Raw genomic sequence first — 14375 nt, forward strand, 5'->3', positions numbered from 1 at the left:
GGCGTGTGTCTTACTTTGACGCTGCCTCCAGTGCTCCGCTCCATCCCGTTGCCCGTCAGGCGCTGTTGGCCGCCCTTGACGAGGGGTGGGCTGATCCGTCCCGGCTCTATCGGGAAGGGCGGCGGGCTCGGATGCTGCTCGATGCGGCGCGTGAGGTGGCTGCCGAGGCCGTGGGGTGTCGTCCGGACGAGTTGGTGTTCACCTCGTCCGGGACGCGGGCCGTGCACAGCGGGATGGCGGGGGCCCTCGCCGGGCGGCGGCGCGTCGGGCGTCACCTGATCGTGTCAGCTGTCGAACACTCCTCGGTGCTCCATTCGGCGGAGTTGTTCGAGGTGACCGAGGTTCCGGTGGGTCGTACGGGAGCGGTGAGCCCGCAGGCGTACGTCGATGCTCTGCGGCCCGACACCGCGCTGGCGTGTCTCCAGTCGGCCAACCACGAGGTGGGGACCGTGCAGCCGGTGGCCGAGGTGGCCGCCGGGTGCCGGGAGGCCGGGGTGCCGTTGCTGGTGGACGCGGCGCAGTCGCTCGGGTGGGGGCCGGTCGAGGGTGAGTGGTCCCTATTGGCGGCCAGTGCGCACAAGTGGGGTGGGCCGTCGGGGGTCGGTCTGCTCGCCGTGCGGAAGGGTGTCCGGTTCTCGGCGCAAGGGCCCGCCGACGAGCGGGAGTCGGGGCGGGCGCCCGGGTTCGAGAACCTGCCGGCGATCGTCGCGGCGGCGGCCTCGCTGCGGGCCGTGCGGGCCGAGGCGGCGCAAGAGGCCGTACGACTGCGGGAGCTGACGGCACGGATCCGCGCGCGCGTGCCGCGGCTGGTCCCCGACGTGGACGTGGTCGGCGATCCCGAGCGACGGCTGCCGGGGATCGTCACCTTCTCCTGTCTCTATGTCGACGGAGAGACCCTGCTGCACGAGCTGGACCGGGCGGGTTTCTCCGTTTCCTCCGGATCGTCCTGCACGAGCAGCACCCTGACGCCGAGCCATGTGCTGAAGGCGATGGGGGTGCTGAGTGAGGGGAATGTGCGGGTGTCGTTGCCGTTCGGGGCGGCCTCCGGGGACGTCGACCGTTTCCTGGAGGTGCTGCCGGGGGCGGTGGCGGCGGTGCGGGAGCAGTTGGGCGCGCCGACGCCTTCCGCCGTCGTGCACGACGACTCCCTCGTCGTCGACGCCCTCGGCAAGCGCTGCCCGATCCCGGTCATCGAACTGGCGAAGGTGATCGGAGACGTGCCGATCGGCGGGACGGTCCGGGTCCTGTCCGACGACGAGGCGGCACGGCTGGACATCCCGGCGTGGTGCGAGATGCGGGAGCAGGAGTACGTGGGGGCGGAACCAGCTGAGCAGGGGACGGCCTATTTGGTACGCCGGACCAGTTGAAGCCCTTCAGGGGCGCGGGGAACTGCGCGACCAGCCCCCACGCACCCGCAGACGAAACTCAGCCCAGATGCCCCTGAACTTCCTCCGCCGCCGAATCCCCGTACGCCTTGGTGAACCGCTCCATGAAGTTCCCCTTCCGCAGCCGGTACTCCTGCGTCCCCACCGTCTCGATGACGAGAGTCGCCAGCATGCAGCCGACCTGAGCCGCCCGCTCCAGCGAGACACCCCAGGAGAGTCCCGACAGGAACCCCGCGCGGAACGCGTCGCCGACCCCCGTCGGGTCCGCCTTGCGCTCCTCCTCCGCGCAGCCGACGACGATCGGCTCCTCGCCGGCCCGCTCGATCCGCACGCCCTGCGCGCCGAGCGTGGTGACACGGTGGCCCACCCGGTCCAGGATCTCCGCGTCGGACCAGCCGGTCTTGGACTCGATGAGCCCCTTCTCGTACTCGTTGGAGAAGAGGTACGTCGCGCCTTCGAGGAGGATGCGGATCTCGTCGCCGTTCATACGGGCGATCTGCTGGGAGAAGTCCGCGGCGAACGGGATGCCGCGGGACCGGCACTCCTCGGTGTGGCGGAGCATCGCCTCGGGGTCGTCGGCGCCGATGAGGACGAGGTCCAGGCCGTCCACGCGGTCGGCGACCGTCTTGAGCTCGATCTGGCGGGCCTCGCTCATCGCGCCCGTGTAGAAGGAGCCGATCTGGTTGTGGTCGGCGTCGGTGGTGCACACGAAGCGGGCCGTGTGCAGGGTCTCGGAGATCCGGACGGACGCGGTGTCGACGCCGTGCCGGTCCAGCCAGGCGCGGTACTCGTCGAAGTCGAAGCCCGCGGCGCCGACGAGGATCGGGTTCGTGCCGAGCTGGCCCATGCCGAAGGCGATGTTGGCGCCGACGCCGCCCCGGCGGACGTCGAGGTTGTCGACCAGGAAGGAGAGCGAGACCGTGTGCAGCTGGTCCGCGACGAGCTGGTCGGCGAAGCGGCCGGGGAACGTCATGAGGTGGTCGGTGGCGATGGAGCCGGTGACTGCGATGCGCACGGCGAGGCTCTCCAGAGGAAGGGTGTATTGACGGTTAACGCTATCGGGTCCGTATAGAGGACTGCGAGGTGCTCCGGGGTGGTCGGCGGAGCGCGGAAGCAGGTAAAACTACCCGATAGTAGATCTTTCTTCGCGGGCTCCGGCGTGCATACGGTTCCGTCATGACGAACGTTGAGCTGTACGCCCCCGCCCCGGCCGACCTGGACGGCGACCTCGCCTCGCTGCGCGGCGACTGTGCCCGGATGGCTCCGCACTGGGCGGTTCCCGACCGGATCGCCGCCCTTCCGGTCTCGCCCTCGCTCATCCACGGTGTGACGGTTCCGGAGGGGTCCGCCCGGCTGCTGGAGGCCATGTCGGAGTACGGCGACTGAGTCAGGGCGCGTACGTCGGCGCGTTCGAGGGAACCGCGCGCTCCCCCGCTGCGTCCCATCGCCGTCCCCCGGAAAGGGGATGCGGGATACGACCCTTTTGCCGACCTTTTTGACAGGGCCGGGTCAGGGTCGAGGGACAGTTGCGCGGCAGAAGGAGCGATGCGGTGAACACCGAGCGACCCGACAACGACGAGGCCTCCGGCGGCGGGGACGGGAGCGCTGCGGAAGTTCCTGGGGCGGGGGGAGCGGGCGGCACCTCGAAGGAGGAGCACGCCGGTACTCGCCCTTCGGGGGCCGACGGCACGGAGGAGGGGCTTGCCGGGGAGGCTTCCGGTACTTCCGGTGCTCCCCGCACTTCCGGTGCTTCCGAGGGGGCGGAGGCGCCTGCCGGGGAAGTGACCGGCGCGGACGACTCCGTGGGCTCCTCCGACGAGGCCGCTGTCACCGAGCCGGAGGGTTCGGCGGACTCCGAAGAACCGGTCGAGCAGTCGGTCGAGAAGCCTCGCGAAGAGCCGGTCGAGCAGTCGGTCGACGCGTCGACCGCGGACGCCGGCACCGCCGCCGACCCGGACCAGCTCTCCTCGGACGCTCCCCCCGACCCCGACCCCGACTCCGAGGTCCCCCGCGACCCGGACTCCGGTGCTTCCCGTCCCGTCCGGCACCGCTCTCCCCTCGCCGTCGCCGCCGTAGCCGCGGCCGTGCTGCTGGTCGGGGGTGGCGGGGCGTACTTCGCCACCACCGCTTCCGGTGGGTCCGACGGGGACACGACGGCCGGGGCGTCCGGGGACGACACCCCGCCGTTGCTCGCGCTCGACGGGTACACCGAGAGCGGCGGGACGAACAACGGGATCGCGCCCGGGGAGCCGAATCCGTACGGCATGACCTATCGCGTGGCCGGTGATCTTCCGGCGGGGCCCGGGTCGGCGGCCGTGTACCGGGCTCAGGGGCCGGTCACCGAGGCCGAGGTGGCGCGGCTCGCCGGGGCGCTCGGGGTCACCGGGAAGCCGGTCGTGCAGGGGCAGGTCTGGCTGATCGGGGGCCAGGACGGTTCGGGGCCGAGGCTTCAGGTGAACCGGCAGGCGCCGGGGGCGTGGACCTTCCAGCGCTACTCCCCCGTCATCGACAACTGCCGGAGCGAGACCGTGTGCGCCGACAAGTCCGGCGCCTCCACCGACACCACCGGCGACCCGGTCAGCGAGGCGGTCGCGGAGAAGGCCGCCGCTCCGGTGCTGAAGGCGTTGGGCCAGGACGACGCGAAACTCGACGCGAGCCAGGTCATGGGCGCCGACCGGGTGGTGAACGCCGATCCGGTCGTGGGCGGTCTGCCCACCTACGGCTGGATGACCGGCATCACCGTGAACGGCCAGGGTGAAGTGGTCGGCGGCACCGGTCAGTTGAAGACGCCGGTGAAGAGCGACACGTACCCGGTGCTGAGCGCCGAGAAGACGCTCGGCCTGCTGAACAAGGCTCCCGGGACCGACCACCGCATGGGGATCGGCGGCTGCGCCACCCCCGTACCGCTGAAGGACCGGCTGGAGGCGCCCTGCGGGGAGTCGACGGCGAGCCCCGCGGCGAGCACGCTCACGGTCGAGAAGGCGGTGTTCGGGCTGGCGTCGCATCTGGTGGACGGGCGGCAGGCGCTCGTGCCGTCGTGGCTGTTCGAGGTGCGCGCGAGCGGTGGGCAGGACCCGTTCACGATGACGTATCCGGCGATCGACCCGAAGTATCTGGCCTCCTCGGCGACCGCCGCGCCCACCGAGGTGCCGACCGCGGGTCCCACGTCGCCCTCCGACGAGCCGACCTCCGCGCCCAAGACGCGGGACGTCAAGGTGGACGGCTACTCGGTCGACGGCGACGAGCTGACCGTGAGCTTCACGGGCGGGGTGTGCGGGGACTACGCGGCGTCGGCGAGCGAGAGTTCGGGTGAGGTGACGGTCAAGGTGACCGAGACGCCTTGGCGCGACAAGGTCTGCATCATGATCGCCAAGGAGATGCAGCAGACCGTGCCGCTGGACGGCCCGCTGGACGGCCGCAAGGTCGTGGGCTCGGACGGCAAGGAGATCCCGCTGAAGAAGGCGGGGGCACGGCTGCCGGAGACCTCCGGGGCCCGGTAGTCCCGGAGACGCGCGAAGGCGGCGGCCCTGTCGGAGGGGGCCGCCGCCTTCTGTCGCGCCGGTGGCGCCGCGGGCTCAGCTGAAGGAGTCGCCGCAGGCGCAGGAGCCGGTCGCGTTGGGGTTGTCGATCGTGAAGCCCTGCTTCTCGATGGTGTCGACGAAGTCGATGGACGCGCCGCCCAGGTAAGGGGCGCTCATGCGGTCGGTGACGACCTTGACGCCACCGAAGTCCTTGACGACGTCGCCGTCCAGCGAGCGCTCGTCGAAGAAGAGCTGGTAACGCAGGCCGGAGCAGCCACCGGGCTGAACGGCGACGCGCAGGGCCAGGTCGTCACGGCCTTCCTGGTCGAGCAGGGCCTTGACCTTCGACGCGGCGGCGTCGGACAGGATGATGCCGTCGGTGACGGTGCCGGTCTCGTCCGATACGGACATCTACATCTCTCCCGGGTTGTACGGAGACTGCTTGCCGACTGGTCCAACCGGCAAGGCCGCGGATTCATTCCGGGCCGGGCACCGGATTTCCGGCGCCTTCTTCATGCTCGCACATGCGGTCACCGTCCGAAAATGCCGCTTCGGGATTCACGTCACATCGACGCAATGACCATCGTCAAAGTGACGTGAACCGGGTTATGATAGATAACGTCAGTTCGACGAAAAGTAGAAAGGGTGCGTGTCGTGACCACCGCCCAGACCACGGAGCTCGACGTACAGCCGACTCCGCTCGCCCTGTTGCTGCTCGGCCGTGAGGCCGACCCGAAGAGCGAGCGGGGCGTCGAGTGCCCCGGCGACCTGCCCTCGCCCTCCGACCCCGACCTGGTCGAGCGCGCCCGCGCGGCCAAGGAGAAGCTCGGCGAGAAGGTGTTCGTCCTCGGCCACCACTACCAGCGTGACGAGGTCATCCAGTTCGCCGACGTCACGGGCGACTCCTTCAAGCTGGCCCGGGACGCGGCCGCGCGCCCGGAGGCCGAGTACATCGTGTTCTGCGGTGTGCACTTCATGGCCGAGTCGGCGGACATCCTCACCTCCGACGACCAGAAGGTGGTCCTCCCCGACCTCGCCGCCGGCTGCTCGATGGCCGACATGGCGACCGCCGAGCAGGTCGCCGAGTGCTGGGACGTGCTCACCGACGCCGGCATAGCCGAGCAGGTCGTGCCGGTGTCGTACATGAACTCCTCGGCGGACATCAAGGCGTTCACGGGCAAGCACGGCGGCCTGATCTGCACCTCGTCGAACGCCGAGCGGGCCCTGAACTGGGCTTTCGAACACGGCGAGAAGGTCCTCTTCCTCCCAGACCAGCACCTCGGCCGCAACACCGCGGTCCGGGATCTCGGCATGTCCCTGGAGGACTGTGTCGTCTACAACCCGCACAAGCCGAACGGCGGTCTGACCGCCGAGCAGCTGCGGGACGCCAAGATGATCCTGTGGCGCGGCCACTGCTCGGTGCACGGCCGCTTCTCGCTGGAGTCGGTCGAGGACGTCCGCGCCCGCATCCCCGGGGTGAACGTCCTGGTGCACCCCGAGTGCAAGCACGAGGTCGTCGCCGCCGCGGACCACGTCGGCTCGACCGAGTACATCATCAAGGCCCTGGAGGCGGCCCCGGCCGGCTCGAAGTGGGCGATCGGCACCGAGCTCAATCTCGTACGACGGCTCGCGAACCGTTTCGCCCCCGAGGGCAAGGAGATCGTCTTCCTCGACAAGACGGTCTGTTTCTGCTCGACCATGAACCGCATCGACCTGCCCCATCTGGTCTGGACCCTGGAGTCCCTGGCCGAGGGCAAGCTCGTCAACCGGATCGAGGTCGACAAGGAGACGGAGACCTTCGCGAAGCTGGCCCTGGAACGGATGCTGGCCCTGCCGTAGGCCCCGCGTGCCATCCGCTCACCCCGACACGGACTTCCGGTCGGGGTGGGCGGGGTCGAGGGTGAAGACATCTCCGGCCGGGGTGGTGACGACCAGGGCGCCCTTGTGGAGCAGCACCCTGGGCAGCGCCCGCTCGAAGCCGTCGACCCACCGGGCACGCTGCGAGGTCTCCCACAGCGAGGTGCCCTTCTTCGCGTCCAGGGCGGCGACCCGGCCGCCGGCGCTGGCCAGGTAGACCACGTGGGCGCGCGGGTCGTAGGTGGCCCTGCTCGGGTTCTCCAGGCTCGTCGAGGTCTGCCACAGCCGCTTGCCCGTCCGTACCGACACGGCGGTCACCTGACCGGAGGTGCCGACGAACCACAGCGTCCCGTCTCCGGCCGTCACGGCGCCCTCGTACTCCTTGGCCAGCGCCGTCGTGGTGGCGGCACCGGTGTCCGGGTCCACGAGCCGGATCCGGGAGTAGGGGCCGTCCTCGCCCGCGGTCACCTTGCCCGCCTCGTCCTCGGCTGGGTCGAGGTACAGCAGTCGGCCGTCGTACCGGCCGACGAGGGTGCCGTGGTCGGGCAGGGTCAGGCGCCGTGCCGAGCCGTCGGAGCGGTCGAAACTCACGAGCAGCATGGTCCTGCTCGGCGCCGCGTCCGGGACGCACCTCAGGTGGAGGTCCGCGCCGGAGTCCGCGGGCGCGCAGTGCAGCCCCGAGGGAAGCGGCGCCGTCCAGCGCTCGGCGCCGGTGCGGGCCGAACGTGCGGTCAGCGTGGAGCGAATGCTGTTCGGGAGCATCACGAGGTCGCCGGAGAGGTACGGGTAGCCGGCATCGGCGTCCACCGTGCGATGCCAGCGCCGCTTCCCGGTCTCCGTGTCGAGGGCGATCACCGATGTCGTGAGGTTCCCGCCCTCGGGCTGGTACTGCTGCCTGACCAGCATCGTGTCGTCCACGACCCCGAGCAGCGCGAAGGTGTAGGAGCTCTTGCGCGGGAGGGACGGCACCCCGTCGGCACGCCAGTCGATCCGCCCGGTGACCCCGTCGAGGCTCACCGGCATGACCCCGTCGCCCGTGCAGTAGACGGACCCCTCGTACATCTGGCACTCGGGGCCCGCGTCCGGCCCGCCCGCCCGAAGGGTGAGCCCGTCCTTCAGTCCGCTCGCGGCGGTGGCGTACACCGTCGTCCCCCACGGCTTCCACCCGCTCGGCAGCGCCGTCCACCGCCCGGTCGTCGGGGAGGAGGGCTTGCGGTCGGCGCTGTCCGCCTGGCCGGGGCCGAGGAGGAGGTAGGCGGTCAGGGCGAGGGCCAGGGTGACGATCGTGCCGGTGACCGCGAGGAGGGGGCGGGTGCGGGGGCGGGTGCGGTCGGGGGCTGTGGCTGCCGCTGGGTCCGCGGCGGACTTCGTGGGAGGAGGGGACGGCAGTTCGGCGTGGTGCAGGGGCATCGTCTCCTGGGCGCCGGAGGTCTCCGGCAGGGCCCGCGCGAACTCCCGGGAGAGTTCGTCGAGTCCGGGGCGGGCCGCGGCCTCCTTGACGAGGCAGCGCTCCAGGACGGCACGGAGCAGGTCGGGCACGCCGTCCAGGACCGGCTCGTCGTGGACCACGTGGTAGGCCGTCAGGTAGGGGCTCTCCGCGTCGAAGGGGCCCCGGCCGGTGGCGGCGTACACCACCAGCGCGGCCAGGGAGAAGACGTCCGACGCCGGGCCGACCTTGCGGGGGTCGGTGAGCTGTTCCGGGGACATGAAGGGCGGGGTGCCGATCATCTGGCCGGTCTCGGTGAGCGTCGGGTGGTCCTCCGCCGCGCGGGAGATGCCGAAGTCGATGACGCGCGGCCCGTCCTCGGCGGTCAGGACGTTGGCCGGCTTGAGGTCGCGGTGCACGACCCCGGCGCGGTGGATGTCCCGCAGCGCCTCCACCAGTCCCAGGACCAGTTGGCGCAGTTCGGCGCCGCGCACCGGGCCCCGCTCGCTCAGCCGCTCGGCGAGGGAGCGTCCGGGCACGTACTGGGTGGCCATCCAGGGCCGGGACGCCTCCGGGTCGGCGTCCACGACCGGCGCGGTGAAGGCGCCGCTCACCTTGCGGACGGCCTCGATCTCCTGCCGGAACCGGGTGCGGAAGACGGCGTCCGCCGCGTACTGGGCGTGGACGACCTTGACGGCGACCTCGCGCCCCGAGCGGGCCCGCCCCCGGTAGACGACCCCCATCCCTCCGGAGCCGAGCCGGTCCACCAGCTTGTACCCGCCGACCGACCTCGGGTCGTCCTTGTTCAGTGACACCGCCCGAATCCCTCTCCCCCGTGAAGCAGTTCGATCCCACAGGATACGTAAAGACAAGCCAAAACGGCCGGTTCCCGGACCGTTGTTCGATCCGGGAACCGGCCGCCGTGCGACGCGGGTGTCCGTGAGGGTGTCAGACGCCCGCCGGTTCCGGCTCCTCCTCGGTGGCCGGTACCGGCTGCGCGGGCATCCGGCCCCGCTTCGCCGCCTTCTTCTTCGCCCGGCGCTCCTTGCGGAGTTCGAGCGTCGTGTACAGCGTCGGGACCAGCAGCAGCGTCAGCAGGGTCGAGGTGATCAGACCGCCGATCACGACCACCGCGAGCGGCTGGGCGATGAATCCGCCCTCGCCGGTGACGCCCAGCGCCATCGGGAGGAGGGCGAAGATCGTCGCCAGGGCCGTCATCAGGATCGGGCGGAGGCGGTGCCGGCCGCCCTCGATCACGGCCTCGACGACGCCGTAGCCCTGCTTGCGGTACTGGTTGATCAGGTCGATCAGCACGATCGCGTTGGTCACCACGATGCCGATGAGCATCAGCATGCCGATCATCGCGGGGACGCCCATCGGGGTGCCGGTGGCGATCAGCAGGCCGATCGCGCCCGTCGCCGCGAAGGGGATCGAGACCAGCAGGATCAGTGGCTGAGCCAGTGACCGGAAGGTCGCGACCAGCAGCATGAAGACGATCGCGATCGCCGCCAGCATGGCCAGGCCCAGGTTCTTGAACGCCGAGTCCTGGTCCGAGGTGACCCCGCCGATCGAGGCCGTGGCGCCCTCCGGGAGCTTCAGGGCGTCCAGCTTGGACGTGAGGTCCGCGCTGACCGCGCCCGTGTTGTCGCCGGTCGGCTTGGCGGTGATCGTGGCGGCCCGCTGGCCGTCGATCCTCGTCATCGACACCGGGCCGTCCACCAGCTGCACGGTGGCGATGTCCCCCAGCTTCACCGGGCCGAGCCGCAGGTTCCTCAGCTCGTCCAGGGTCGCCGCCGGCTTCGCCGACGTGATGACGACGTCCCGCTCGGTGTCGTCCAGGATCGCCTTGCCGGCCGTCGTGCCCTTGACCGCCTGGGTCACCGCGGCGCCCAGCGTCTGGTCGTCGAAGCCCGCGGCCGCGGCCTTGTCGTTGGCCTTCACCGAGATGCGCGGCACGCTCTGCGCCAGGTCGCTGGTGACGTCCGTGACGTCGTCCAGCTCTGCCACCGTCTTTCGGACCTGCTCGGACGCCTCGCGCAGGACGCCCGCGTCGGCCGCCTTCACGACCACGCTGAGGTCCTGGCTGCCGAAGCCGTCACCGGCGGCGACGGTCGTGGTGCCGATGCCGTCGAGCTTCTTCAGGCCCGCCTCGATGGAGTCCTGGACCTCGTCGTACTTCACCGAGTCGTCAAGCATGACCTGGTAGGACGCCTGGTTGGTGTCCGTGCCGCCGCCGAAGGCCGCCATGAAGCCGGAGGAGCCGATGGTGACCTGGTAGTCCTTGACGCCCTTCGTCCCGGCGAGCAGTTGCTCGACCTTCTTCGCCTGTACGTCGGTCGCCGCCAGGCTGGTGCCGGGCTTCAACTCCTGCTTGACGGTGAGGACTTCCTGCTCGCCCTGGTCGAAGAAGTTCGTCTTCAGCAGCGGGGCCATGCCGAAGGTGCCGATCAGGATCACGGCGGCCAGCAGCACGCTGGTCAGCCGGCGCCTGGTCGCGAAGCGCAGGACGGGGACGTAGAAGCGCTGGAGCCTGCTCCTCGACTCCTTCTCCTCCGCGATCCGGCGGGCCTCGTCGGCGTCCTCGGGAGTGCCCTTCGGGGCGCGCAGGAACCAGTACGACAGCACCGGGACGACCGTCAGCGACACCAGCAGCGAGGCCAGCAGGGCCGCCGTGACCGTGAGGCTGAAGGCTCCGAAGAGCGCGCCCACCATGCCGCCGACCAGGCCGATCGGCAGGAACACGGCGACCGTGGTGAGGGTCGAGGAGGTGACCGCCCCGGCCACTTCACGGACGGCGTTGATGATCGCCGACTGGCGCTCCTCGCCGTAGCCGAGGTGCCGCTTGATGTTCTCCAGTACGACGATGGAGTCGTCGACGACCCGGCCGATGGCGATGGTCAGCGCGCCCAGCGTCAGCATGTTGAGGGACAGATCGCGGGTCCACAGGACGATCAGGGCGAGGACCACGGACAGCGGGATCGAGACCGCCGTCACCAGCGTCGAGCGCACCGACGCCAGGAAGACCAGGATCACCAGGACCGCGAAGAGCAGGCCGAGCGCGCCCTCGGTGGTCAGGCCGGAGATGGCCTTCGAGACCGCCGGGCCCTGGTCGCTGACGACCGTGATCGTGGCGCCGGAGCCCAAGTCCTTGCGCAGCTCGGACAGCTTGCCCTCGACCGCGTCCGAGATGGCGACCGCGCTGCCGTCGTGGTCCATGGTGACCGCGACGGAGAGGCTGGGCCTGCCGTCGGTGCGGGTGAGGGAGTCGGCCGGGGCCTGCTGCTGCTTCACGGTGGCCACGTCGGCGAGCCGGACCGGCTTGTCCGAGCCCTTGAGCATGAGGTTCTGGATCTGCTCCAACGACGTGAAGCCGCCGCCCACCTGGACGGTCCGGTTGGCGCCGCCCTCGTCGAAGGAGCCCGCCGGGGTGGTCGCGCCGCCCGCCTGGAGGGCCAGGGCGAGCGACTGGGTCGTCAGACCGGCCGCCGCGAGCTTCTTCTCGTCCGGGGTGACGGAGACCTGGAGGTCGCGGACACCGCTGACGGTCACCTGGCCGACGCCGTCGATGTTCTTCAGATCCGGTACGACGGTCCGGTCCAGCTGGTCCGCGAGGGCCTGCTGGTCCTTGTCCGAGGTGACGGCGAGGACGACCGTCGGCATGTCGTCCGTGGAGCCGGCCACGACCTGCGGGTCCACGTCCTGCGGCAACCGGGCCCGGTTCACGGCGAGTTGGACGTCGGCGACGAGCTGTTTGGTGTCGTTGCCGTAGTCGAAGGACGCCATGATGACGGCGTTGCCCTCACTGGCCGTGGAGGTGACGCCGGAGATGCCGTCGACGGCCTCGAGGTTGTTCTCGATGGGCTCGACGACCTGCTTCTCCACGACATCGGGCGCGGCACCCTGGTAGGGCGCGATCACCGACACCATCGGCAGTTCGATGGTGGGCAGGAGCTGCTGCTTCAGCTGCGGGATCGCGATCGCGCCGAACACGATCGCGATGATGGACATCAGGCCTATGAGGGCCCGTTGGGCGAGGCTGAATCGGGACAGCCAGGACATGGGTCAGGGTTCTCTCTTCTGGAGCGGCAGAAGTGGGCCCTTAAACCCTGTGGCATGCGGGTGAGGTGATCCGTAGCCCCCAGGACCATTTCCTTATACGGCGCCTACTCCGGGCGCAGTACGAGAGGGTTGAGCTCACTCCACCCTCGGACGTACCAGCCCCGACTCGTACGCGATCACCACGAGCTGTGCCCGGTCCCGTGCGCCCAGCTTGGCCATGGCCCGGTTGACGTGGGTCTTCACGGTGAGCGGGCTGACCTCCAGGCGCTCGGCGATCTCGTCGTTGGAGTGGCCGCCGGCGACCTGGACGAGGACCTCGCGCTCACGGTGGGTGAGGGCGGCGAGGCGCTCGGAGCGGACGGGGTCGTGCTCGTCGTCGGCGTCGCCCTGGGCGAGGAAGCGGGCGATCAGGCCCTTGGTGGCGGCCGGGGACAGCAGGGCCTCACCGCCGGCCGCGACCCGGATGGCGCTCAGCAGCTCCTCGGGTTCGCTGCCCTTGCCGAGGAAGCCGGAGGCGCCGGCCCGCAGGGACTGCACGACGTAGTCGTCGACCTCGAAGGTCGTCAGGATGACCACGCGGACATGGGCGAGGGAGGCGTCCTCGCTGATCATGCGGGTGGCCGCGAGACCGTCCGTGCCGGGCATCCGGATGTCCATGAGGACGACGTCGGCACGCTCCTCGCGGGTCAGCCGGACGGCCTCGGCGCCGTCGGACGCCTCGCCGACCACCTCCATGTCCGGCTCCGAGTCGACGAGCACGCGAAAGGCGCTGCGCAGGAGCGCCTGGTCGTCGGCGAGCAGGACACGGATCGTCATACGGGGTCCCCCGGTTCGTCCCTTGCGGCGGTGCGGGTCTTCACCGGCAGGATCGCATGGACGCGGAAACCGCCTCCGTAGCGGGGACCGGTGGTGAGGGTGCCGCGCAGGGCGGTGACGCGCTCGCGCATGCCGAGGAGTCCGTGGCCGCCGCCGCTGTCGGGGTCGTCGTCCTCCCCGGTGCCGTTGTCGAGGACGGTGATCTCCACGTTGGGTCCGACGCGTACGACGCTGACCTCGGCCTTCGCCTCCGTACCGGCGTGCTTCTGGACGTTGGTGAGGGCTTCCTGGATGACCCGGTAGGCGGCCAGGTCGACGGCGGCGGGGAGGGTGGTGCCGTGGTCGGCGCGGGCGACCTCGACGTGCTGGCCCGCGCTGCGGAAGGTGCCGACGAGTTCGTCGAGGCGAGCCAGGCCGGGGGCCGGTTCGGTGGGGGCCTCGGGGTCGCCGGACTGCCTCAACAGGCCGACGGTGGCGCGGAGTTCGTTGAGGGCGGAGCGGCTGGCCTCGCGGACGTGGGCGAGGGCCTCCTTGGCCTGGTCGGGGCGCTTGTCCATGACGTGCGCGGCGACTCCGGCCTGGACGTTGACCAGGGCGATGTGATGGGCGACGACGTCGTGCAGGTCGCGGGCGATCCGCAGGCGCTCCTCGGCGACCCTTCTCCGGGCCTCTTCCTCACGGGTGCGCTCGGCCTTCTCGGCGCGCTCCCTGATGGCCTGGACGAAGGCGCGGCGGCTGCGGACGGCGTCCCCGGCGGTGGCGCCGATGCCGGTCCAGGCGAAGATGCCGAGATTCTCCTGGGCGTACCAGGGCAGCGGGCCGGCGAGCATGGCGGCTCCGGTGAGCACGGTCATGGTGAGCAGGCCGACGCGCCAGGTGGTGGGGCGGTCGGTGGTGGAGGCGACGGTGAACAGGGCGATCACCGCGGACATGGCGACGGGGGCGCGGGGGTCGCCGGTGACGGACTCGATCAGGGAGACGGTGCCGGTGAGGGCCAGGACCGTGAGGGGGGCGCGGCGGCGGAAGACGAGCGCGGCGGCGCCGAGGGCCATGAGGACGAGGCTGAGGAGGGCCGGGGTGCGGATGCTCCAGCTGACGGCGTTGTTCTCATGGGGTTGTACGAAGGAGCCGGCCACCATGCAGGCGAGGACGCCCGCCGCGAGGACGGCGTCCAGGGCCAGGGGGTGCGCCTTGAGGTGGTGCCGGGCGCGGTCGGTGGTACGGCTCACGTGGGAACAGTAAGGGTCGAATGTCCGGGCCGGAACTGCTGGTAGCCGTACTTCGGGGCGGTCGCGGTCACCGGCTGATCGC

Annotated in this window: 10 protein-coding genes; 4 read left to right on the forward strand and 6 right to left on the reverse strand. The window is 70.8% G+C overall.

The window, feature by feature from the left end; all coding sequences use genetic code 11:
* The first annotated feature begins 5 nt into the window (after nucleotides 1-5).
* Nucleotides 6-1367, forward strand: coding sequence for a cysteine desulfurase/sulfurtransferase TusA family protein (locus G3I78_RS22015; protein ID WP_164427163.1), 1362 nt, complete (start codon nucleotides 6-8; stop codon nucleotides 1365-1367).
* A gap of 58 nt (nucleotides 1368-1425) precedes the next feature.
* On the opposite strand, the gene G3I78_RS22020 is transcribed toward G3I78_RS22015, so the two are convergent.
* The gene (locus G3I78_RS22020; protein ID WP_164427165.1) at nucleotides 1426-2400 is read right to left on the reverse strand and encodes a carbohydrate kinase family protein; all 975 of its coding nucleotides are present in this window, start codon (nucleotides 2398-2400) and stop codon (nucleotides 1426-1428) included.
* Between the two features lie 161 nt (nucleotides 2401-2561).
* Here G3I78_RS22020 and G3I78_RS22025 point away from each other — a divergent pair, with 161 nt between their 5' ends.
* Together G3I78_RS22025 and G3I78_RS22030 are read left to right on the forward strand one after the other, a co-directional pair.
* A complete protein-coding gene (locus G3I78_RS22025) occupies nucleotides 2562-2771 on the forward strand; it encodes a hypothetical protein (RefSeq protein WP_164427167.1) in 210 nt (69 codons plus the stop codon).
* A gap of 164 nt (nucleotides 2772-2935) precedes the next feature.
* Nucleotides 2936-4885, forward strand: a complete 1950-nt coding sequence (locus G3I78_RS22030) for a hypothetical protein (RefSeq protein WP_164427169.1) — start codon at nucleotides 2936-2938, stop codon at nucleotides 4883-4885.
* 75 nt (nucleotides 4886-4960) lie between these two features.
* Here the strand turns inward: G3I78_RS22030 and G3I78_RS22035 are convergent, their stop codons facing one another.
* Complete coding sequence (locus tag G3I78_RS22035; protein WP_164427171.1) at nucleotides 4961-5317, reverse strand: iron-sulfur cluster assembly accessory protein; 357 nt, start codon at nucleotides 5315-5317, stop codon at nucleotides 4961-4963.
* A 243-nt stretch (nucleotides 5318-5560) separates the two neighbouring features.
* Here G3I78_RS22035 and nadA point away from each other — a divergent pair, with 243 nt between their 5' ends.
* Nucleotides 5561-6745 (forward strand): quinolinate synthase NadA, encoded by a 1185-nt coding sequence (nadA, locus tag G3I78_RS22040; protein ID WP_164427173.1) that lies wholly within the window; start codon nucleotides 5561-5563, stop codon nucleotides 6743-6745.
* A gap of 18 nt (nucleotides 6746-6763) precedes the next feature.
* Here nadA and G3I78_RS22045 read toward each other — a convergent pair whose 3' ends face one another.
* The 4 genes from G3I78_RS22045 to G3I78_RS22060 form a co-directional block, all read right to left on the reverse strand.
* Nucleotides 6764-9004: a serine/threonine-protein kinase gene (locus G3I78_RS22045; RefSeq protein ID WP_164427175.1), complete on the reverse strand. Its 2241-nt coding sequence runs from the start codon at nucleotides 9002-9004 to the stop codon at nucleotides 6764-6766.
* Nucleotides 9005-9137: 133 nt separating this feature from the next.
* Nucleotides 9138-12248: an efflux RND transporter permease subunit gene (locus G3I78_RS22050; RefSeq protein ID WP_164427177.1), complete on the reverse strand. Its 3111-nt coding sequence runs from the start codon at nucleotides 12246-12248 to the stop codon at nucleotides 9138-9140.
* A 135-nt stretch (nucleotides 12249-12383) separates the two neighbouring features.
* On the reverse strand, nucleotides 12384-13064 hold the full coding sequence (locus G3I78_RS22055) for a response regulator transcription factor (protein WP_164427179.1): 681 nt from the start codon (nucleotides 13062-13064) through the stop codon (nucleotides 12384-12386).
* The gene (locus tag G3I78_RS22060; RefSeq protein WP_164427181.1) at nucleotides 13061-14293 is read right to left on the reverse strand and encodes a sensor histidine kinase; all 1233 of its coding nucleotides are present in this window, start codon (nucleotides 14291-14293) and stop codon (nucleotides 13061-13063) included. Before G3I78_RS22060 ends, G3I78_RS22055 begins: the two co-directional genes overlap by 4 nt.
* Nucleotides 14294-14375 lie beyond the last annotated feature (82 nt).

Origin of the sequence: Streptomyces sp. SID13726, assembly GCF_010548375.1 — a bacterium.
Taxonomy (GTDB): Bacteria; Actinomycetota; Actinomycetes; order Streptomycetales; family Streptomycetaceae; genus Streptomyces.